23 protein-coding genes are annotated in these 20,126 nt (G+C 65.9%); 11 read left to right on the forward strand and 12 right to left on the reverse strand.

The annotated features are described in order from the left end of the window. Nucleotides 1-33: 33 nt before the first annotated feature. From L286_RS36180 to coxB, 8 genes are all read right to left on the reverse strand, one after another. Nucleotides 34-660 (reverse strand): SURF1 family protein, encoded by a 627-nt coding sequence (locus L286_RS36180; protein WP_020819361.1) that lies wholly within the window; start codon nucleotides 658-660, stop codon nucleotides 34-36. Further along, nucleotides 657-1,067 (reverse strand): DUF983 domain-containing protein, encoded by a 411-nt coding sequence (locus L286_RS36185; protein WP_021222952.1) that lies wholly within the window; start codon nucleotides 1,065-1,067, stop codon nucleotides 657-659. Before L286_RS36185 ends, L286_RS36180 begins: the two co-directional genes overlap by 4 nt. A gap of 72 nt (nucleotides 1,068-1,139) precedes the next feature. Further along, the gene (locus tag L286_RS36190) at nucleotides 1,140-1,970 is read right to left on the reverse strand and encodes a cytochrome c oxidase subunit 3 (protein ID WP_007688559.1); all 831 of its coding nucleotides are present in this window, start codon (nucleotides 1,968-1,970) and stop codon (nucleotides 1,140-1,142) included. Nucleotides 1,971-2,006: 36 nt separating this feature from the next. Further along, a complete protein-coding gene (locus L286_RS36195; protein WP_013039199.1) occupies nucleotides 2,007-2,582 on the reverse strand; it encodes a cytochrome c oxidase assembly protein in 576 nt (191 codons plus the stop codon). Continuing rightward, nucleotides 2,582-2,713: a hypothetical protein gene (locus L286_RS49595; RefSeq protein WP_007688554.1), complete on the reverse strand. Its 132-nt coding sequence runs from the start codon at nucleotides 2,711-2,713 to the stop codon at nucleotides 2,582-2,584. Before L286_RS49595 ends, L286_RS36195 begins: the two co-directional genes overlap by 1 nt. Then, nucleotides 2,710-3,630, reverse strand: a complete 921-nt coding sequence (locus L286_RS36200; RefSeq protein WP_007688552.1) for a heme o synthase — start codon at nucleotides 3,628-3,630, stop codon at nucleotides 2,710-2,712. The genes L286_RS49595 and L286_RS36200 overlap by 4 nt, the downstream gene beginning before the upstream one ends. A gap of 117 nt (nucleotides 3,631-3,747) precedes the next feature. Continuing rightward, complete coding sequence (gene ctaD / locus L286_RS36205; RefSeq protein WP_020819363.1) at nucleotides 3,748-5,415, reverse strand: cytochrome c oxidase subunit I; 1,668 nt, start codon at nucleotides 5,413-5,415, stop codon at nucleotides 3,748-3,750. A gap of 18 nt (nucleotides 5,416-5,433) precedes the next feature. Next, nucleotides 5,434-6,447 carry a cytochrome c oxidase subunit II gene (gene coxB / locus L286_RS36210; RefSeq protein ID WP_020819364.1) on the reverse strand — a complete coding sequence of 338 codons (1,014 nt, stop codon included), beginning with the start codon at nucleotides 6,445-6,447 and terminating at the stop codon, nucleotides 5,434-5,436. A gap of 290 nt (nucleotides 6,448-6,737) precedes the next feature. On the opposite strand from coxB, the gene pyrE reads away from it, so the two are divergent. From pyrE to L286_RS36235, 5 genes are read left to right on the forward strand one after another with little or no spacing between them, the layout of a single operon-like run. Next, nucleotides 6,738-7,319, forward strand: coding sequence for an orotate phosphoribosyltransferase (gene pyrE / locus L286_RS36215; RefSeq protein ID WP_020819365.1), 582 nt, complete (start codon nucleotides 6,738-6,740; stop codon nucleotides 7,317-7,319). A gap of 3 nt (nucleotides 7,320-7,322) precedes the next feature. After that, nucleotides 7,323-8,060, forward strand: a complete 738-nt coding sequence (locus L286_RS36220; protein ID WP_007686507.1) for a pyridoxine 5'-phosphate synthase — start codon at nucleotides 7,323-7,325, stop codon at nucleotides 8,058-8,060. Continuing rightward, nucleotides 8,057-8,458, forward strand: coding sequence for a holo-ACP synthase (acpS, locus tag L286_RS36225; protein WP_007686508.1), 402 nt, complete (start codon nucleotides 8,057-8,059; stop codon nucleotides 8,456-8,458). The genes L286_RS36220 and acpS overlap by 4 nt, the downstream gene beginning before the upstream one ends. A 31-nt stretch (nucleotides 8,459-8,489) precedes the next feature. Continuing rightward, a complete protein-coding gene (lepB, locus tag L286_RS36230) occupies nucleotides 8,490-9,383 on the forward strand; it encodes a signal peptidase I (protein ID WP_021222953.1) in 894 nt (297 codons plus the stop codon). 23 nt (nucleotides 9,384-9,406) lie between these two features. Continuing rightward, nucleotides 9,407-10,504: an AI-2E family transporter gene (locus L286_RS36235; RefSeq protein WP_021222954.1), complete on the forward strand. Its 1,098-nt coding sequence runs from the start codon at nucleotides 9,407-9,409 to the stop codon at nucleotides 10,502-10,504. A 112-nt stretch (nucleotides 10,505-10,616) separates the two neighbouring features. Here the strand turns inward: L286_RS36235 and L286_RS36240 are convergent, their stop codons facing one another. Then, on the reverse strand, nucleotides 10,617-11,177 hold the full coding sequence (locus L286_RS36240) for an FKBP-type peptidyl-prolyl cis-trans isomerase (RefSeq protein ID WP_007686512.1): 561 nt from the start codon (nucleotides 11,175-11,177) through the stop codon (nucleotides 10,617-10,619). 82 nt (nucleotides 11,178-11,259) lie between these two features. After that, nucleotides 11,260-11,466: a 30S ribosomal protein S21 gene (gene rpsU / locus L286_RS36245; protein ID WP_004208618.1), complete on the reverse strand. Its 207-nt coding sequence runs from the start codon at nucleotides 11,464-11,466 to the stop codon at nucleotides 11,260-11,262. Between the two features lie 224 nt (nucleotides 11,467-11,690). Between rpsU and L286_RS36250 the strand changes: the two genes are divergently transcribed. The 6 genes from L286_RS36250 to L286_RS36275 all read left to right on the forward strand — a co-directional run bounded on the left by L286_RS36250 (nucleotide 11,691) and on the right by L286_RS36275 (nucleotide 18,127). Further along, complete coding sequence (locus tag L286_RS36250; protein ID WP_020819368.1) at nucleotides 11,691-12,461, forward strand: class II aldolase/adducin family protein; 771 nt, start codon at nucleotides 11,691-11,693, stop codon at nucleotides 12,459-12,461. A 156-nt stretch (nucleotides 12,462-12,617) separates the two neighbouring features. Further along, a complete protein-coding gene (locus L286_RS36255; RefSeq protein WP_020819369.1) occupies nucleotides 12,618-14,489 on the forward strand; it encodes a CHASE3 domain-containing protein in 1,872 nt (623 codons plus the stop codon). A gap of 46 nt (nucleotides 14,490-14,535) precedes the next feature. Further along, nucleotides 14,536-15,783 (forward strand): putative DNA modification/repair radical SAM protein, encoded by a 1,248-nt coding sequence (locus tag L286_RS36260; RefSeq protein WP_020819370.1) that lies wholly within the window; start codon nucleotides 14,536-14,538, stop codon nucleotides 15,781-15,783. Nucleotides 15,784-15,858: 75 nt separating this feature from the next. Beyond that, nucleotides 15,859-16,209, forward strand: coding sequence for a hypothetical protein (locus tag L286_RS36265; protein WP_007686535.1), 351 nt, complete (start codon nucleotides 15,859-15,861; stop codon nucleotides 16,207-16,209). A gap of 53 nt (nucleotides 16,210-16,262) precedes the next feature. Next, nucleotides 16,263-16,727, forward strand: coding sequence for a hemerythrin domain-containing protein (locus L286_RS36270; RefSeq protein ID WP_007686537.1), 465 nt, complete (start codon nucleotides 16,263-16,265; stop codon nucleotides 16,725-16,727). 5 nt (nucleotides 16,728-16,732) lie between these two features. Next, complete coding sequence (locus tag L286_RS36275; RefSeq protein ID WP_020819371.1) at nucleotides 16,733-18,127, forward strand: UdgX family uracil-DNA binding protein; 1,395 nt, start codon at nucleotides 16,733-16,735, stop codon at nucleotides 18,125-18,127. Nucleotides 18,128-18,143: 16 nt separating this feature from the next. Here the strand turns inward: L286_RS36275 and L286_RS36280 are convergent, their stop codons facing one another. Then, nucleotides 18,144-18,542, reverse strand: coding sequence for a DUF1489 family protein (locus tag L286_RS36280; protein ID WP_020819372.1), 399 nt, complete (start codon nucleotides 18,540-18,542; stop codon nucleotides 18,144-18,146). Between the two features lie 28 nt (nucleotides 18,543-18,570). Continuing rightward, complete coding sequence (mgtE, locus tag L286_RS36285) at nucleotides 18,571-19,998, reverse strand: magnesium transporter (protein ID WP_020819373.1); 1,428 nt, start codon at nucleotides 19,996-19,998, stop codon at nucleotides 18,571-18,573. Between the last annotated feature and the right edge of the window lie 128 nt (nucleotides 19,999-20,126).

A 20,126-nucleotide genomic window follows, 5' to 3' on the forward strand; every position in this document is an offset into this window, starting at 1 on the left:
CCGGTAGCGCTCGACGCGCCTTCGGGCAAGCATTTAAGGTCGCGGCGTCCGTCTGCGCAGCGCGAGCAGGTAGATGACCACCGCGACGGCGGCGAAGAAGAACCATTGCCCGGCATAGGCCAGATGGTTGTTGGGCACGTCGGCGGCGGTGGGCGGCGCCAGCGGCTTGAGGCCAGGCACCGGCTCCCCGGCGATCAGCATGGGGCGGAGCGGCATGGCCTGGCCGCCGATGCGCGACAGAAGGGATCGGTGATCGGGTTCCTCCCCTATCCAGCCGCGCATCTGGCCGCCCTGCCATTGGGGCCTTGCGTCAGGCGTCTTCGCGACGCCCGCCGCGACCAGCACGCCGGGGCCTTCCGCGCCGGTCGCGCATTCGGCGATATAGCGGTAGCCGACCGATCCGTCAGCGGCGCGCCCGGCTTCGCTGCGCCAGTGGACCACGCGCAGGCAATGGGCGGAGGAGCGGCGGAACAGAAGTTCGGGCGGCACGGGCGGATGGGCCGGGAAGGCCACGGGGGGCTTGGCCGGATTGGCGGCGACCAGGGCCAGCGTCGATTCCTTTTCGGCGCGGCGCTGGAGTTGCCAGACGCCGAGGCCGATCATGACCAGCACCGCCGCCGCGACGATCAGCGTGGGGATGAGGGGCAGGCGGCGGCTCATGCTTCGCGGTCCCTTGCGATCAGGCGGCCCTCGCGCGCCTTGTTGCGATATTCGAGGATGAGCAGCGCGCCCTTCGCCACGCGCAGGCTGGCCATCACCGCCGCCACGGTCAGCGGCGTCCAGAGCAGGAGGTGCAGCCAGAGCGGCGGATGGACCTTCAGTTCCAATATCAGCGCCATCGCCACCATCAGCGCGCCGATGATCAGCGTCAGGAAGGCCGCGGGGCCGTCGCCGACATTGAACTGGCCGTAATCCAGTCCGCAGGCGCGGCATGAGGGGGCGAAACGGACCGGGCCGGAAAACAGCGTGGGCGCGCCGCATTGCGGGCAGGCGCCTGCCATCGCGCCGATTAGCAAGGGCTGCGGCGCGGGCGGATGAGGATCGGGGGCCGACATGGCGTCAGGCATAGTGCCCGCCGCCGAAAAAGAAAACGGCCGGAACAGGTCCGGCCGTTATTCGTGCACTCATCGGCGGAAGGATCAGCCGCCGTGGACCGGCGCGCCCCAGCCGCCCCAGACATAGATGGCGACGAAGAGGAACAGCCACACCACGTCGACGAAATGCCAGTACCAGGCGGCGGCTTCGAAGCCGAAATGCTGGCGCGGGGTGAAATCGCCCCGATGCGCGCGGATCAGGTTCACGATCAGGAAGATCGTGCCCACCAGCACGTGGAAGCCGTGGAAGCCGGTCGCCATGTAGAAGGCCGAGCTGTAGGGGCTGCCGCCGAAGGGGAAAGGCGCATGGGCATATTCATAGGCCTGGATCGCGGAGAAGAGCGCGCCCAGGATGACCGTCAGCGTCAACCCCTTCTTCAGCCCGTCCCGGTCGCCATGGATCAGGGCGTGGTGCGCCCAGGTCACGGTCGTGCCGGAGCAGAGCAGGATCAGCGTGTTGAGCAACGGCAGTTCAAAGGCGTTCATCACCTCTATGCCCTTCGAGGGGAACATCCCCTCGATCGGCGCCAACTGGCTGGGGAAGAGCGAGAAGTCGAAGAAGGACCAGAACCAGCCCACGAAGAACATGACTTCCGATGCGATGAACAGGATCATGCCGTAGCGCAGGTGGAGCTGCACCACCGGCGTATGGTCGCCGGCATGCGCCTCCGTAATGACATTGGCCCACCAGCTATACATGGTGAACAGCACGCCCGCGAGGCCGATCAGGAAAACCCAGCCGCCGCCAGCCGGCGTGGCGTCCGGATGCATCCACATGATCGCGCCGAAAGCCATGACCAGCACCGACATGGAGCCGAAAAAGGGCCAGATGCTGGGCGGAAGAATATGATAATCGTGGTTCTTGGCGCCTGCCATGACGTTTCTCATCCCCGTTCGCGTTATGATTGTGCCTTAGCTTGGCTTTTTATCCTGCTCAACAGGATAGAAGGTGTAGCTCAGCGTGATTTCCTGCGTGTCCTTATTGTCGGCATCCGTCAATATCTTCGGATCGACATAATAGATCACCGGCATGCGCACCTGCTCCCCCGGCTGTAGCGTTTGCTGGGTGAAACAGAAGCACTGGATCTTGGTGAAATAGGCGCCCGCCTGGGATGGCGTGACGTTGAAGGTGGCGGTGCCCGTGACCGGCCGGTCCGACAGGTTCTTCGCGACGAAGATCGCCATGTTGCGGGCGCCGACCGTCACCGTCTGGGTGTGGCGTTCCGGGTGGAACTGCCACGGCATGCCCGGCGTCACGTTGGAATCGAAGCGGATCGACATGCGATGCCCCGCCGCTTCTGCAACCTGCACATCGGCGTCCGCCCGCTGCGTGGTGCCGCCAAAGCCGGTCCGCTCGCAGAAGATGCGGTAGAGCGGGACCGAGGCGAAACCCAGGCCCAGCATGGCAAGGCCAACGCCGGCCATGCCGATCATCGTCCGCCGGTTGCGGCGATCCCGGTCGAAGGGCGAAGGAGGAAGGCTGGCCATCACTGTCCCCCACCGATCTTGGCGATGGTGATCGCGTAGAAAAGGATGACCAGCGCGCCCAGCAGCACCCCCGTCACGATGGCGCGGGATTTCTGCCGCGTCCGGACCTGCCTGTCTTCGTCGGGAGTCATGCGAACACCCAGCGGTCGACCACGACCGCGCCGAAGAGGAGGAAGAGATAGAGGATCGAATATTTGAACAGCCGCCGTTCGGGCGCCATGCGGGCGGGGTCGCTTTCCCGCCGCCGCAGCACCTGGAAGGCCATGGCGACGAACAGCGCCGTGCCGAGCAGGGCCGTCGTGCCGTAGATCGGGCCGGTAAGGCGCAGCAGCACGGGCGCCATGGCGGCGACAGCCATGATCGCGGTGTAGAACCATATCTGGCGGCGGGTCGCGACCTCGCCGGAGACGACCGGCAGCATGGGGATGCCCGCCGCCGCATAATCGGTCTTCACGAACAGGGCCAGCGCCCAGAAATGGGGCGGCGTCCAGAAGAAGATCAGCATGAACAGCGCGACCGGCAGCGCGCCGATGTCGCCCGTCACCGCCGCCCAGCCGATGACCGGGGGGAAAGCGCCCGCCGCGCCGCCGATGACGATGTTCTGCGCCGTCCGGGGCTTGAGCCAGATGGTGTAGACGAAGACGTAGAAGAGGATCGACACCGCCAGCACGGCCGCCGCCAGCCAGTTGGTCGCGACGCCCATCAGCAGCACGGAGAAGAAGGACAGGCCGACGCCGAAATGCAGCGCGGATTGCCGGTCCATCCGGCCCGCGGGCAGCGGGCGGTTGGCGGTGCGCTTCATCTTCGCGTCGATGTCCGCCTCATACCATTGGTTTAGCGCGGCCGCCGCGCCCGCACCGAGCGCGATGCAGAGAATCGCCGTGAAGGCCAGCACCGGATGGATATGCCCCGGCGCCGCGAGCAGACCGCACAGCCCGGTAAAGACGACCAGCGTCATCACCCTGGGCTTGGTCAGCGCGACAAAGTCCCGCCAATGCGCGGGAATCACGGGAAGCGGACCTTCGGACATGAACGGCGAACTTGCCATAGTCTCCTCATGCGGCATCCCGGCGCGGCGACCGTGCCGGGATTGCCTGATTCCAGGAACTGGCGGCCTTTACGCCAATCCCGGCGTTCCGGCAAACCGGAACGCCCCCGGCTGCGGTCAGTCGATGACCGGCAGCGTTTCGAACTGGTGGAAGGGCGGCGGGCTGGACAGGGTCCATTCCAGCGTGGTGGCGCCTTCGCCCCAGGGATTGCCCTCCGCCTTCTTGCCCGCGGCCAGCGACCAGATGAGGTTGACGAAGAAGATCAGCATGCCGGCGGCCATGATCTCATAGCCGTAGCTGGCAAACTTGTTCCAATAGGCGAACGCCTCCGGATAGTCCGGATAGCGGCGCGGCATGCCCGACAGGCCCAGGAAGTGCATCGGGAAGAACAGCATGTTCACGCCGACGAAGAACACCCAGAAGTGCAGATGGCCGAGGAATTCGTTGTACATCCGGCCCGACATCTTCGGGAACCAGTAGTAGAAGCCCGCGAACAGGCCGAACACCGCGCCCAGCGAGAGCACATAGTGGAAGTGCGCGACGACATAATAAGTGTCGTGCAGCACGTCGTCGACGCCGCCATTCGCCAGCACCACGCCGGTGACGCCGCCCACGGTGAACAGGAAGATGAAGCCCAGCGCCCAGACCATCGGGGTCTTGTAGCTGATCGAGCCGCCCCAGATCGTCGCGATCCAGGAGAAGATCTTGATGCCGGTCGGCACCGCGATCACCATGGTGGCGGCGGTGAAGTACATCTTCACGTTCACCGACATGCCGGTGGTGAACATGTGGTGCGCCCAGACGACGAAGCCGACGACGCCGATCGCGACCATGGCGTAGGCCATGCCGAGATAGCCGAACACCGGCTTGCGGCTGAAGGTCGAGACGATCTGGCTGATGATGCCGAAGCCCGGCAGGATCATGATGTACACTTCGGGGTGGCCGAAAAACCAGAAGAGATGCTGGTAGAGTTCGGGATCGCCGCCGCCAGCGGCATCATAGAAGGTGGTGCCGAAATTGCGGTCGGTCAGCAGCATGGTGATCGCCGCGGCCAGAACCGGCAGCGCGAGCAGCAGCAGGAAGGCGGTGACCAGCACCGACCAGACGAACAGCGGCATCTTGTGCAGGGTCATGCCCGGCGCGCGCATGTTGAGGATGGTGGTGATGAAGTTGATCGCGCCCAGGATCGAGCTGACGCCCGCGACGTGGAGCGACAGGATCGCCATGTCCACCGCCGGACCCGCCGAACCGCTGGTCGAGAGCGGGGCATAGACCGTCCAGCCGGTGCCAGCGCCGTTGCCGGTGCCGCCGGGCACGAAGGTCGAGCCGAGCAGCAGGACGAAGGCGGGGATGAGCAGCCAGAAGCTGATATTGTTCATCCGCGGGAAGGCCATGTCCGGCGCGCCGATCATGATCGGCACGAACCAGTTGCCGAAGCCTCCGATCATCGCGGGCATCACCATGAAGAAGACCATGATGAGGCCGTGGGCGGTGATCAGCACGTTCCAGAGGTGATAGGCCTGGTCCAGCGTCGCTTCGGGACCGTCGCTGAACTGCGCCCAGGTCTGGAGATACTGGATGCCCGGCTGCGCCAGTTCGGCGCGCATCAGGCCCGAAATCGCGCCGCCGATGATGCCGGCGACGATCGCGAAGATCAGGTAGAGCGTGCCGATGTCCTTGTGGTTGGTCGACATGAACCAACGCTGGAAGAAGGCCGGCTTGTGGTCGGCGTCATGATGATCATGAGCATGATCGCCGTGATGATCTGCGGTAATGGTGGTCATGGCGTCTATGCCCTTACATCAAAGCTTGGCGGCAGGAGCGGCGGCGGGCGCGGCAGCTTCGGCCGTGGTCGCGGCGGCGGCGCCCTTCAGCGTGCCGCCCTGCGACAGCAGCCACTGGTCGAACTGCGCGGGTTCCAGAGCCTCGATCGCGATCGGCATGAAGCCGTGGCGCGCGCCGCACAATTCCGAACACTGGCCGTAATAGACGCCCGGCTTCTCGATGGTGAAGCTCTTTTCATTGAGGCGGCCCGGCACCGCGTCCATCTTCACCCAGAGGGAGGGGACCGCGAAGCTGTGGATGACGTCGGCGCCGGTGATGATCAGCTTGATCGGGCGGCCGACCGGCAGGACCAGGCGATTGTCGGGAGCGAGCAGATAAGGCTCGCCGTTCGCCTCCGCCTTGTCCTTGGGCAGCATGTTGGAAACGAATTCCGGGATGCCGTTGTCGGGATATTCATAGCCCCAATACCACTGATAGCCGGTAACCTTGACAGTCAGCGCATCCTTCGGCGCGGGCTTGTACTGGTCGGCGAGCAGGCCGATGGAGGGAACCGCGATGGCCAGCAGGATCACCACCGGCACCACGGTCCAGATCACCTCTATCACCGTGTTGTGCGAGGTCTTGGACGGCGTCGGATTGGCGCTGCGGCGGAAACGGACCATCACGTAGAGCATCAGGATCAGCACGAAGATCGAGATGATGGTGATGATCGGCAGCAGCATCACGTCATGCAGCCAGCGTGCGGTGTGCCCGGTGGGCGAAAACTGCTTCTGGAGGGTGATTTCACCCGGCATGGGCATACCGATGCCCGGCGTCGGCTTCATCCGGGGCGGCGCGGCCACCTTCCCGGCGGGCGCGGCTTCCGCGGCGGGAGCCGCTGCATTGCCGGCCGAATCAGCGGCCGCAGCTTCATTCCCGGCAGCCGGAGCCGCAACCGCGGCATTGTCCTGGGCCAGCGCCGGACCGTTCATGGCGAGCGTCGGCGCAAAGGCCAACAACCCGGCGAGAACGAGCGATTTCACCTTGTTCATAAGCGTCTTCTTACCCCGTAACCCCTTGGCGCCGCGGCAACGAAGACGCACGCATACACGTCCCCCCCGCCCGTATCGGTCTGCCGCGGCTTATAAGCATCTTTTGTAACGCCTCAAGGTTCCACAACCAGATTTTCTTCGCTGTTGCAACGCCTAGTTGGTGAGCCTATCTCGCTCCCCGCGCGCAACCGCGCAAACATGGGGCGAGATCATGGGGCGACCCATGACGGGAAAGGCGCGCCGCATCGCGCATGAAGCGGGCGGCACGGGCGAATGGATCGAAGACAAGAATGACCGACGAGGAAGTATTGGCGGAATTCAGGGCTGCGGGCGCGTTGCTGGAGGGGCATTTCATCCTGTCCTCAGGCCGCCGCAGCGCCAACTACCTGCAATGCGCGCGCGTGCTGATGAACGCGGAGCGCGCCGGACGGCTGGCCCGCGCCACCGTGCAGAAGCTGCCGCGCGAATTGCGGCAGGAAATCGACCTGGTGGTATCCCCGGCGATGGGGGGACTCATCATCGGCCATGAAATCGGCCGCGCGCTGGACAAGGACGCCGTGTTCCTGGAGCGGCCGGAGGGCAGGTTCGAACTGCGCCGCGGCTTTTCCATCGCGCCGGGACAAAAGGTGCTGATGGTGGAGGACGTCGTCACCACCGGCCTGTCCTCCCGCCAGGCGATAGAGGCGGTCGCGGCGGAAGGCGGCATCGTCATAGCGGAAGCCGCGCTGGTGGACCGTTCCGCCGGAGAGGTGGAGCTGGGCGTGCCATTCTACCCGCTCGTCAGCATCAACTTCCCGGTCTATGACGCCGACCAGATCCCGCCCGAACTGGCGGCGATCCCGGCGATCAAGCCCGGCAGCCGGAAGCAGTAGCCCATGTCCCGAACCCCCGCTCATCTGCGCCTGGGCGTCAACATCGATCATGTGGCGACCATCCGCAACGCGCGCGGGGGAACGCATCCCGACCCGGTCAAGGCCGCGCTGCTGGCGGCCAAGGCCGGCGCCGACGGCATCACCGCCCATCTGCGCGAGGACCGGCGGCATATCCGGGACGAGGACATCGCCACGCTGATGGCGGCGCTGACGGTGCCGCTGAACCTGGAGATGGCGGCGACGCAGGAAATGCTGGGCATCGCGCTGCGGCATCGGCCGCATGCCGCCTGCATCGTGCCGGAAAAGCGGGAGGAGCGGACCACCGAAGGCGGGCTGGACGCCGCCGGGCAGATCGACGCTCTCCACCCGATCGTCGACGCGCTGGGCAAGGCGGGCGTGCGCGTCAGCCTGTTCATCGAGCCCGACGCCGCGCAGATCGAGGCGGCCATGCGCCTGGGCGCGCCGGTGGTAGAACTGCACACCGGCCGCTACGCCCATCTGGAAGGGTCCGAACGGGCGGAGGAACTGCGGCGGCTGGCCGACGCCGCCGCGCTGGCGGCGAAGAACGGCATCGAACCCCATGCCGGCCATGGCCTGACCTTCGACAATGTCGGGCCGGTCGCGGCGATCCCGCAGATCGCCGAACTCAATATCGGGCATTTCCTGATCGGGGAGGCGATCTTCGGCGGGCTGGAGAGCAGCATCCGCGAAATGCGCCGCCAGATGGACCTGGCGCGTTGATCGTCGGCCTGGGTTCCGACCTCTGCAATATCGAGCGAATCGAGAATTCGCTCGACCGTTTCGGCGAGCGGTTCGAGAATCGCGTGTTCACCGATGTGGAACGGGCCAAGGCCAACCGCCGTCCCTTCACCAAGGCGGGCACGCTCGCCAAGCGCTTCGCCGCCAAGGAGGCGTTTTCGAAGGCCGTCGGCACCGGGTTCAAGCAGGGCGTGTTCATGAAGGACATCGGCGTCGTCAATGGTCCCAGCGGCGCGCCGACGCTGCATTTGACGGGCGGAGCGCTGGCCCGGCTGGAATCGCTGGTTCCCGCAGGGCACCGGCCGGTCGTTCACTTGACGCTCACCGACGATCATCCATGGGCGCAGGCCTTTGTGATTATCGAAGCCCTGCCGTTATAAGCGTCGCACCTCTCCAGCCGGAAATCCTCCCATGACGGCAGCCGACATGACCGAAAACGATTCCGCCTCATCCGAACAGCCCGGCAGCCCGGCTTCCGAACCGGAAAAGACGCCGGTGAACTGGTGGCAGGAGGTTAAAAGCATCACCCTGCTGATCCTGGCGGTGCTGGCCTTCCACAGCTTCGTCGCCAAGCCCTTCTACATCCCCAGCGAATCGATGATGCCGGTGCTGCTGAAGGGCGACCGGCTGGTGGTGAGCAAATATCCCTATGGCTGGTCCTACGTGTCCCCCAGCTTCCATCCGCTGCCCTTTCTGAAAGGGCGGATTTTCGGGCGCCTGCCGGAACGCGGCGACATCGTCATCGTCTCGCCCCAGAACAAGCGGGAGGATTATATCAAGCGGGTCATCGGCCTGCCCGGCGACATAGTGGAGGTGCGCGGCGGCCAGGTCGTGCTGAACGGCGTGCCGGTGCGGCAAAGGGTGCTGAAGCCCATCCGCATCCCCGTCGACGGCAACGCGCCCTGCCCGCCCATGCAGTTCCCCGGCGCGCTGGTGACGGACGCGAGCGGGAGAAGCTGGTGCGAACTGCCGGTGCGGCAGGAGGTGCTGCCCAACGGCAAAAGCTATGTCACCATCGACATGGGGCCGAGCACGCTGGACTGGTACGGGCCGGTGCGGGTTCCGGCGGACCATGTCTTCCTGATGGGCGACAATCGGGACAACAGCGCGGACAGCCGCGCGCCGCTGGAGGAAAACGGGTTGGGCGGGCCGGTGCCGTGGGAAGCGATCGGCGGCCGGGCTGAGTTCATCACCTTCTCGCTGGACGGCGATTCGTCCTGGAACCCGCTGAGCTGGCTCCATGCCTTCCGCGCTGACCGCGCCGGGAACAGCCTGCGCCCGGCGAGCGTTACCCCGCCGAAATAAGCGTTTCGGATAGGGGCTTTGGGTTGAGCGGGACGAAAATCCACATAGAGGAACCCGGTCCCAGCGAATTGCGCAGCCCGCTGGTCCAGCATGAGGTCAAGCGGGCGGGCGTGTGGTTCGCCATGGGCATCGCCATCGCGCTGCTGGTGCTGCTGGCCCAGCCGATCATGCTGATCATGGGCGCGCTGGTGCTGGCGACGATGATGGACGGCGGCACGCGGCTGTTGGGCAGGCTGATGCCCATCGGGCGGGGCTGGCGGCTGGCCATCATATTGGTCGCCGCGCTGACCTTCCTGGTCTATACCTTCTACCTTACCGGATCGAGCCTGGCCGCGCAGGCGCAGGCGATGCGGGTGATCGTCGAGACGCAGGTCAACCGCATCGGCCAGTGGTTGCAGCAACTGGGCGTCACCACCATGCCGGGGGATTTGGGGCCGGAGGATTTCAAGAGCCTGGCGCAACAGGCGATGAGCTCGCTCGGCCGGGTGACGGCGGCGGTCGGGACCATGGTCGGCGCGGTCACCAGCGGGGTGATGATGCTGGTGCTGGCCATATTCATCGCGATAGAACCCAAAATCTATGAGCGAGGCGTCGCCTGGATGCTGCCGATGGACAGGCGCGGCCGCTTCTACGCCATTGCCGACAGGATGGGCTGGACGCTGCGGCGGCTGATGTTCGGGCGGCTGATCGGCATGGCGGTGGAGGGGGTCGGCACCTGGCTGCTGCTGTGGGCGGGCGGCGTGCCGATGGCGGGGCTGCTGGGCATATTGACCGGGCTGTTCGCCTTCCTGCCGAATATCGGATCGATCATTTCGGGCGTGCTGATCGTGCTCGTGGGCTTTTCCGCCGGCGTGGATGCGGGGCTTTACGCTTTCGGGGTCTATCTGGCGGTGCAGATCGTCGACGGCTATCTGATCGTGCCGATGGTGGCCAAGCGGGCGACCGACCTGGCGCCCGCGCTGGTGCTGGCCGCGCAGATCCTCTTCGGCGCGCTGTTCGGGATCATGGGGCTGTTCCTGGCCGATCCCATCGTCGCGATGATCAAGGTCTATCTGGAGGAGCGGTCGAAGGCGCTGGAGGCGGAGAACGGCAGAAGCGCGGCGGTGCCGGTGGCCGGGTAGTGTATGCAACCTGCTCCTGCGCAGGCAGGAGCAGGTTGCGCCGGAGGGAGCGTTGGCTCAACAAAAAGGCCGGGAAATCCCGGCCCTAATTGCTTTTCCGCCATGTCCGGACTCAGCGCCCCGGCGCGCCCTGCGGCATTCCGCCCTGCTGCATCATCTGCTGCATGCGCATGATGTCCGCCTTGGACTTGAAGTCGTGCAACTGGACGTCGAACACCAGCACCGAATTGGCCGGGATCGGACCCGCCGCCTGCTCGCCATAGCCAAGCTGCGGCGGAATCCACAGGCGGTACTTGCCGCCCTTCTTCATCTTCTGCAGGCCTTCGGAGAAGCCCGGAACCACGCCGTCCACCGGCATGGCGGTCTGCGGATTCTCGTCGAACACGGTGCCGTCGAGCAGCGCCCCCTTATAGCCCACCAGCGCCACGTCGGCGGCCGTCGGGCTGGGACCGGCGCCTTCCTCCAGCACCTTGAACTGGAGACCCGATTCGGTCGTCACCACGCCCTCTTCGCCGCCATTATGCACCAGGAAGCTGGCGGGCGAAGGCTCCACGCCCCGCTGCCCGGCCCAGGCCAGGCCGCCGGCCGCCAGCGCTACCGCGGCGACACCCACCCAGAGGCGCGTCAAAGACCCCTTGGCGATAGGATGAAGGGGAACGGCCGTGGTCGACATGGCTTAAGCCTCGCAAATTGGTGCGGGTGGTGTTTTCAGCGGAAGGAAGGACGGCCGGGCGGCCGCCCCGAAACGGCGGTCCTTAACGGACGCCGTCGCGCTCGGCGCGCTTGCGCTCCAGCTTGCGGGCGCGGCGAACGGCGGCGGCCTTTTCGCGGGCGCGCTTTTCCGAGGGCTTCTCATAGTGACGGCGCAGCTTCATCTCGCGATACACGCCCTCGCGCTGCAGCTTCTTCTTGAGCGCGCGCAGGGCCTGGTCGACATTGTTGTCGCGAACGATGATTTGCATAAGCCAGTCAAACTCCAGTCGAAAACGGACGGATCGCCAGGAAATTTCAACCCTTCCCGACGGGCCGCCCGAATGAAATAGCGGTGAGTCGCCGCAGGTCACCCTGCGCCGTGTGGGGCGCGCCCTACCAGCAGAGTCGCGCAAATTCAACCCAAAAGCCGTTTTTCTCGACAGAGGCGCGGGACAGGCAGATAGTCGCCCCATCAACGATAAGGAGGATCGCCATGGCAACAGCCGCCAGGACCAAGGGCAAGCGCCCCGACATGTCGCCCGCGGAATGGGCCGCGCGCCAGCAACTCGCCGCCTGTTACCGCATTTTCGACCATCTGGGCTGGTCGGAACTGATCTACAATCACATCACCCTGCGCGTGCCGGACGAGGAAAACGCCTTCCTGATCAATCCCTTCGGCCTGCTCTACGGCGAAGTGACCGCGTCGAACCTGGTCAAGATCGACATTGACGGCCATGTGCTGGACGGCAGCCCCTATCCGGTCAACCGCGCCGGTTTCACCCAGCACAGCGTTTTCCACCGCCACCTGCCCGACGCGCACTGCATCATCCACACGCACACCACCGCCGGCATGGCCGTCAGCGCCACGCGGGAGGGGCTGACGCCCACCAATTTCTATGCCGCCGCCTTCATCGGCCGAATCGCCTATCATGATTTCGAAGGCGTCACGATCCGGCCGGAGGAGGGGGAACGACTGGTCGCCAATCTGGGCGACCGGCGCATCATGATGCTGCGCAACCATGGCACGCTGGTCATGGCGAAGTCCCTGCCCCAAGCCTTCCTGACCCAATGGCTGCTCCAGCGCGCCTGCGAGATACAGGTCGCGACCGGCGCGGCCGGGACGCCGGTGGACATCCCGCCGGAGGTCATCGCCGTGCATCAGCGCGACCTGAGCGGCGTGCAATTGCCGACCGGCCCCGGCGTGCCGGATTTCGAGGCGCTGGTGCGGAAGATCGACCGGATCGATCCAGGCTGGCGGGATTAGGCCGGGGGAATGAGGGCGGGCGTTCCAACCCCGACTCCCCCGCCCCCACATCGCGCTCTATGGCAGCCAATGCCCGACGCGCCCGTCAGGCCTCATCCGATTGCAACCGCCTGTCCCCGCTTGCTACCCGCACCATATTTCCGCATCTTCCGCCCCATGCCCGCCATCCGCCCCGAACGGTCGATCTTCCTGCTGCTTCTGGCCTTGCTGATCGTCGGGCTGGCGGTGGGCAGCACCTATTGGCTCTACGCGGTGCAGCAGCGGGTCAACATCTGGGTCCAGCACACCCTGCGCGTCGAGAACCAGCTTTCGACGCTGCTGCTGCATGTGCAGGAGGCGGAAAGCGCCCAGCGCGGGTTCATGCTGACGCGCAAGGACTCCTTCCTTGGTCCCTATGAGGCATTTCGCGGCCGATGGCGGCAGGAACTCGCCGCGCTGCGCGTGGAGGTGCGCGACAATCCCCCGCAGGCCCGATCGGTGGAGGAACTGGAGGAACTGCTGGACGACCGGCTGTTCCTGATGCGCACGGGCATAGAGCGGCGGCGGCGGGGGGAGATCATCCCGGCGGGCGATTTCGATGCGGGCATGGTCACGATGGCCCGCATCCGTGCCCTGGTGGCGGCGATGCGGGCGCGGGAGGCGCAGTTGCTGAAGGGCCGGACGGCCAATGACAATCGCCTCAGCACCATGGTTTCGATCGGACTTGCCGTGTCCGCCGTGCTGATCACCCTGTTGGGCGCTGTGGCGCTGCGCACCGCCTATCGCCGCGTGGCCGAGGCGACGGAAAGCCAGCAGGCGCTGGCCGACATCAACCGCCGCCTGATGAGCGAGGCGCGGGAGCGCGAAGCCGCCGAGGGGCAATTGCGCCAGATGCAGAAGATGGAATCGATCGGCCAACTGACCGGCGGCATCGCCCATGACTTCAACAATATGCTCGCCATCGTCATCGGCTCGCTCGACATCGTCCGGCGGCGGCTGGCGCCGGGCACCGACGTCCGGATCGTCAGGGGCGTCGACAACGCGACCGAAGGGGCGCAACGCGCGGCCCAGCTCACCGCCCGGCTGCTCGCCTTTTCCCGCCAGCAGCCGCTGGACCCGCAGCCGACCGACGTCAACAAGCTGGTCGGCGGGATGTCTGAACTGCTGCGCCGCACGATCGGCGAGAGCATCCGGGTCGAGGCCGTGCTGGCGGGCGGGCTGTGGCGGGCGAGCATCGACCCCAGCCAGCTCGAATCGGCCATCATCAACCTCTGCGTCAATTCGCGCGATGCGATGCCCATGGGCGGCAAGCTGACGATCGAGACGGCCAACGCCCATCTCGACGATGCCTATGCCGCCGCCCACAACGACGTCTTGGCCGGGCAATATGTGATGGTGTCGGTCACCGACAGCGGCACCGGCATGCCGCCCGAGGTGGTGGAGCGCGCCTTCGACCCCTTCTTCACCACCAAGGGCGTGGGCAAGGGCACCGGCCTCGGCCTCAGCCAGGTGTTCGGGTTCATCAAGCAGTCGCGCGGCCATGTGAAGATCTATTCCGAACCCGGCGAGGGCACGATCATCAAGATCTACCTGCCGCGCCATTACGGGCCGGAGCCGGTCGCCGGCGCCATCCAGGCGGCGCCCGCCGAACTGCCCCGCGCCAAGGGGGAAGAGATCATCCTGGTGGTGGAGGACGAGGAGCGCGTCCGGCACATGTCGGTCGATTCGCTGCGGGAGCTGGGCTACACCATCGTCCAGGCATCCGACGGCGAACAGGCGCTGGAAATGCTGACAATCCAGCCGCGCATCGACATGCTGTTCACCGACGTGGTCATGCCCGGCATCAACGGGCGCGACCTGGCCGACCGGGCGCGGGCGAGCCGACCGGGCCTCAAGATCCTCTACACCACGGGCTATACCCGCAACGCCATCGTCCATAACGGCATGCTCGACCCCGGCGTCTCCTTCCTCGCCAAGCCCTTCACGCTCGATCAACTGGCGGCAAAGGTGCGCCAGGTCCTGGATGCCGATCCCGGCGAGCCCGACTGATCGAGATTATGGACAGGGGCGGGTGAGGAACATATGATGAACAATCATGACCGCCCTCACCACCCGACAGAAGCTGGAAATCCTGGCCGACGCCGCCAAATATGACGCGTCCTGCGCCTCGTCGGGCACGGCGAAGCGCGACAGCGCCTCGGGCCGGAAGGGCGGCATCGGCTCGACCGAGGGCATGGGCATATGCCATGCCTATGCGCCCGACGGCCGCTGCATTTCGCTGCTCAAGATCCTGCTGACCAACAGCTGCATCTTCGACTGCCATTATTGCGTCAACCGCCGGTCGAGCGATGTGCGGCGCGCCCGCTTCACCGTGCGGGAAGTGGTCGACCTGACGCTCAGCTTCTATCGCCGCAACTATATTGAGGGGCTGTTCCTCTCCTCCGGCATCATCCGGTCGTCCGACTACACGATGGAACAGTTGGTGGCCGTCGCCCGCAGCCTGCGCGAGGAGCATGATTTTCGCGGCTATATCCACCTCAAGACCATTCCCGACGCCGATCCGGAACTGGCGCGCCATGCGGGCCTTTATGCCGACCGGCTGTCGATCAACGTCGAACTGCCGACCGAGCAGGGCCTGCGCAGGCTGGCGCCGGAAAAGGACGGGCAGCGGATCGAAAGCGCCATGGCGGGCATGCGCGACGCCATAGAGGATGGGTCGGACGCCAGTCGCCGCTACGCCCATGCGCCGCGCTTCGCCCCGGCCGGCCAGTCCACCCAGATGATCGTCGGCGCGGACCAGGCGGACGACCGCGCCATCATCCGGCGGGCCAGTGCGCTCTACAGCCGGCACAGGCTGCGGCGGGTCTATTACAGCGCCTTCTCGCCCATCCCCTCGCCCAGCAGCGTGCTGCCCTTGAAGCGTCCGCCGCTGATGCGCGAACACCGGCTCTATCAATCGGACTGGATGATGCGCTTCTACGGCTATTCGGCGCAGGAGCTGGAAAGCGCCGCCGATCCCGCCACCGGCTGCCTGCCGCTCGACATCGATCCCAAGCTCGCCTGGGCGCTGCGGCACCGGGATTGCTTTCCGGTCGACGTCAACCGCGCCCCGCGCGAGGCGTTGCTGCGGGTGCCGGGACTGGGGGTGAAGGCGGTGGACCGGATCGTCGCCAGCCGCCGCCACCGGCGGCTGCGGCTGGACGATGTCGCCCGGCTGACGCGGAGCGTCGCCAAGCTGCGCCCCTTCCTGGTCGCGGCCGACTGGCGCCCGGTGCATCTGGCCGACCGGCTGACCCTGCACATCACGCACCCGCCCGCCTCGCAATATGAGCTTTTTCCGTGAGTCGCGCGCATTTTGCCGTTGATCGGACGGGCGGTTCATGTTTTCCTTGTCCGACGCAAGGAAAGGGCCGGATTTTTGGCGACGAAGTGGAACGATGGCGCGACCCGCCGCACGGGCCATGCCCAGCGGATGAGCACCCATCTGGCCGTCGCCCTGGTCGTCTTCTGCCTGCTTCAGATCTTCATCGTCGCCAAGATGGGCGGGTCGCTGCTGCTGCATCTGGGCATCATCGTGGCGATCGGCGGCTTTGCCGTCGCGGCGCGGGGGCTGGAGCGCCGCTGGGAGTTGCTCGACAGCAGCGGGCTGCCCGCGCACAGCCTCGACCTTCGCTTCCGCCGCGATCTGGTGCAGCTCTGGGGCGCCAGCATTGGCGGCGGGCTGCTCTGGATTCCCGTCGCGATCATTTTTCACGCCCTGTTCGGCTGAACCCAAAGGCCCGGTCCATCGTTGTTCCTTCCGCAAGAGAAGGAGCATGCCCCATGGCCGACGCCAGCATTTTCGACCGATTGAAGCAGGATCATGACGCCCATCGGCAATTGTTCGACAAGATGGCCGATGCGCAGGCGGAGCCGGATCGGCTGGAAAAGCTGTTCGAACAGTTCCGGGTGGAGGTGACGGCCCATGCGGCGGCGGAGGAGGAAACGCTCTACGCCACCATGCTGGCGCGGCCCGACCTGCGCGAAGACGCCCAGCACAGCGTGTCGGAGCATAAGGAGATCGACGATTATCTTGAGGAACTGGAAGGCCTGCCCTTCAATGGCGATGAATGGAACCGCGTCTTCGCCCAGATGAAGAAGCGCTACCTCCACCATATCGAGGAGGAAGAGGAGGAGATGTTCCCCGACGCGGCGAAGGAACTGACTGCGGAGGAGGAGCAGAAGCTGGCCGCCCGGTTCGCCCAGCGCAAACCGGCCGAATTGCAGCGCGCCGAGGCGAATGATTAGGGTCCATGCATCGCGCGCGGCTGAACGGACCGGATGATTTCGACGGTTGGCGCGTGGCCGCGCGCGCCTTCGCCCTCGCCGGCACGAAGCCAGCCGACATCCTCTGGCAGACAGGGGATGAAGGCGATCTCTTCGCGGCGGACGAAGCGCCTCCGCCCGTAGGCGAGGTCGCCTTTTCCGTCCCGCGCGCCTTTGTCGAACTGGCGGAAAAGGCAATCCTGCACCGCGATGCGGAGCGTTTCGCCCTGCTCTACGCCCTGCTCGTTCAAGTGCGCGACCGCCCCGCCAGCCTGGAGGATCGCGCCGACCCGCTGGTCCGCCGGGTGGAGGCCCTGGCCAAGGCGGTGCGGCGCGACATGCACAAGATGCGCGCCTTCGTCCGGTTCCGCGAACTGGCCGATGCGGAGGGGCCTCGCTTCGTCGCCTGGTTCGAGCCGGACCATCATATCGTCCGCGCCAATGCCGGATTCTTCGCGCGCCGCTTTGCCTCGATGCGCTGGTCGATCCTGACGCCGGAACTCAGCATCCATTGGGACGGCGATGCGTTGACCGAAGGACCGGGCGCCACCCGCCGGGATGCGCCCGCGCAAGACCCGGTCGAGGACATCTGGAAGGGCTATTATGCGGCGATCTTCAATCCGGCGCGGCTCAAGGTCGGCGCGATGCTGTCCGAAATGCCCCGGAAATATTGGCGCAACCTGCCCGAAGCCGCGCTCATCCCGGAGCTTGTGGCAGGCGCCCAGTCACGGGAGGCGGCCATGATCGCGACGCCGCCCAGGCCTTCCGCCCGGCAGGGGAACGCCGCGGCGGCCTGGAGCGCGCTGCGGGAGGAGGCGATGGGTTGCACCCGCTGCCCGCTCTACCGCGACACGACCCAGACGGTGTTCGGAGAAGGGCCGGTCGACGCCCCGCTGATGTTCATCGGGGAACAGCCCGGCGATCAGGAGGATCTGGCCGGGCGCCCCTTTGTCGGGCCGGCCGGGCAATTGTTCGACTATGCGCTGGAGGAGGCGGGGATCGACCGCAGGCGCGCCTACATCACCAACGCCGTCAAGCATTTCAAGCATGAGCGGCGCGGCAAGAGGCGCATCCACCAGACGCCCGAAACGCCGGAAATCCAGGCCTGCCGCTGGTGGCTGACGCAGGAGCTGGAGCTGGTCCGGCCCCGGATTATCGTCGCGCTCGGCGCCACGGCGGGGCGGGCGCTGCTGGGGAAGGCGCTGACGATCAGCCGCGTCCGCGGCGCGCCCATCGCGCTGGAGAGCGGCGCGCAGGGCTGGATCACGGTGCATCCCAGCTATTTGCTGAGGGTGCCGGATGAGGCTCGCAAGATGGAGGAGAGAAAGCGCTTCGTCGCGGAACTGCGGGAGATTGGAGAGCAGGTGAAGGGGCTCGCCTGAAAGTCACCGAGATATCCTACAATAACCCCAGCTTCGACAATTCCCCCAGCAACCGCGTCGGCATGGCGTCCAGATCGTTCGCTTCGCTCGACCCCAGATCAGGCGGCGCGTCCTTGCCTTCCAGATAGCGCCAGCCCTGATGCGCCCGCTTGGGCAATGCGCGCACCGGGATCAGCCGGGGTTCCAGCCTGATCCAGTAACGGCCCTGCCCGGTTTCCTGAAAGCCCAGCAATGGACTGCGCCCGACAAGCTGGTGCCCGTGAATCCAGAACAGCGAACCACCCGCCAGTTCCTCGACCCGCTTGGGCAGGTAGCGCGTGGTCAGCCGCGCCTCCTCCGCATGGCTTTCCAGCCAGGCGCGGAGCGTCGCGGGACTTTCGCTCCGAAAGGCGATCTTGGTGAGGTGCAGCGGCATGGCAGGAAGATGGGCGCTGGCTGGCCGATTACAAACCCCAGACCGTGGCAAGGCCGAGGAAGGAGAAGAAGCCCATCACGTCCGTCATCGCCGTCACGAACACAGCCGAGGATACGGCCGGATCGACATTCATCCGGTCCAGCGTCACCGGCACCAATATGCCCGCCAGCCCCGCCACCAGATTGTTGATCAGCATGGCGAGCGCGATGACGATGCCCAGGTCGTGATTGCCGTAGATCAGCCCCACCGCGACGCCGATCAATATGCCGAGCGCTGTGCCGTTGGCGCTGGCGATGCGGAATTCGCGCGCGATCTGGCGGATGGTGTTGGAACTGGTGAGCTGGTTGGTGGCGAGGGCGCGCACCGCGACCGCCATGGTCTGCGTCCCCGCATTGCCGCCCATGCCCGACACAATGGGCATCAGCACCGCCAGCACGACATATTGGGAGATGGTCGACTGGAACAGCCCGACCACCGACGCCGCCAGGATCGCGGTGCCGAGGTTGACCACCAGCCATTGGAGGCGGGTGCGCACCGTTTCCAGGATCGGCTGGTTGATGTCGCCCTCGCCCGCGCCGGACAGGCGGAGGATATCCTCGCCCGCTTCCTCGGAGATGATGTGGACGATGTCGTCGACCGTGATCATGCCGACCAGCCGCCCGCTGCCGTCCACCACCGCAGCGGAGATCAGCGCATATTTCTGGAAGCGCAGCGCCACTTCTTCCTGGTCCATGTCGACCGGGATCAGCGTCTGTTCGCGCTTCATCAGGTCGGCCATGGCGACGCTGCGCGGGCAGGTCAGCACCCAGCTCAACTGGCAGGTGCCGATCGGCTTATGCGCCTCGTCGACGACGAAGATTTCCCAGAAATCGGTCGTCAGGTCGCGATTGTCGCGCAGATAGTCGATCACCTGACCGACCGTCATATGTTCCGGCACCGCGACCAGGTCGCGCTGCATCAGGCGACCGGCGGATTCCTCCGGATAGGAGAGCGCGCTTTCGATGGCGGCGCGGTCCTCCGGCTCCATCGCGTCGAGGACGGCCTGCTGGTCGGCCTCCTCCATATCCTCGATGATGGCGACGGCGTCGTCAGTGTCCAGTTCGGCGGCGAACTCAGCCACCTGTTCGGGCAGCAGCGCGTCGAGCAGGTCGTCACGGACATAATCGTTGAGTTCGGACAGAACCTCCGCGCCGACCAGGTCGCCCAGCGCCGCCGCCACCTGCCCGCGCCGTTCGGAGGGGGTGAGTTCCAGAAGGTCGGCTATGTCGGCGGGGTGCAGCGGCGAGACCAGTTCGCGCGCGCGGTCGCGGTCGTCCGCCTCCACCGCGTCCAGCACGGCGGAGACGAATTCGCCCTTCAGCCGGTCATCCTCGTCATGGCGGGATTCGGCCTGTTCAGCGGCGATATCGCCCAGTTCGTCCGGCCGGGGTTCGGCCGTATCGGCTCGTTCGCTCATCGCGTCCCCTACTGTCCGGTTCCTGTAGCATTTCGCTGCTTTTGCCCATGCCCGTCACAATTGCAATGGCTTCCATCCCCGTCTCAACGCTCTATATGGTCCATCACCCCAATTTTCCCCGAAGAGAG

It is taken from the genome of Sphingobium sp. HDIP04, from assembly GCF_000445085.1.
Classification (GTDB): Bacteria; Pseudomonadota; Alphaproteobacteria; order Sphingomonadales; family Sphingomonadaceae; genus Sphingobium; species Sphingobium indicum.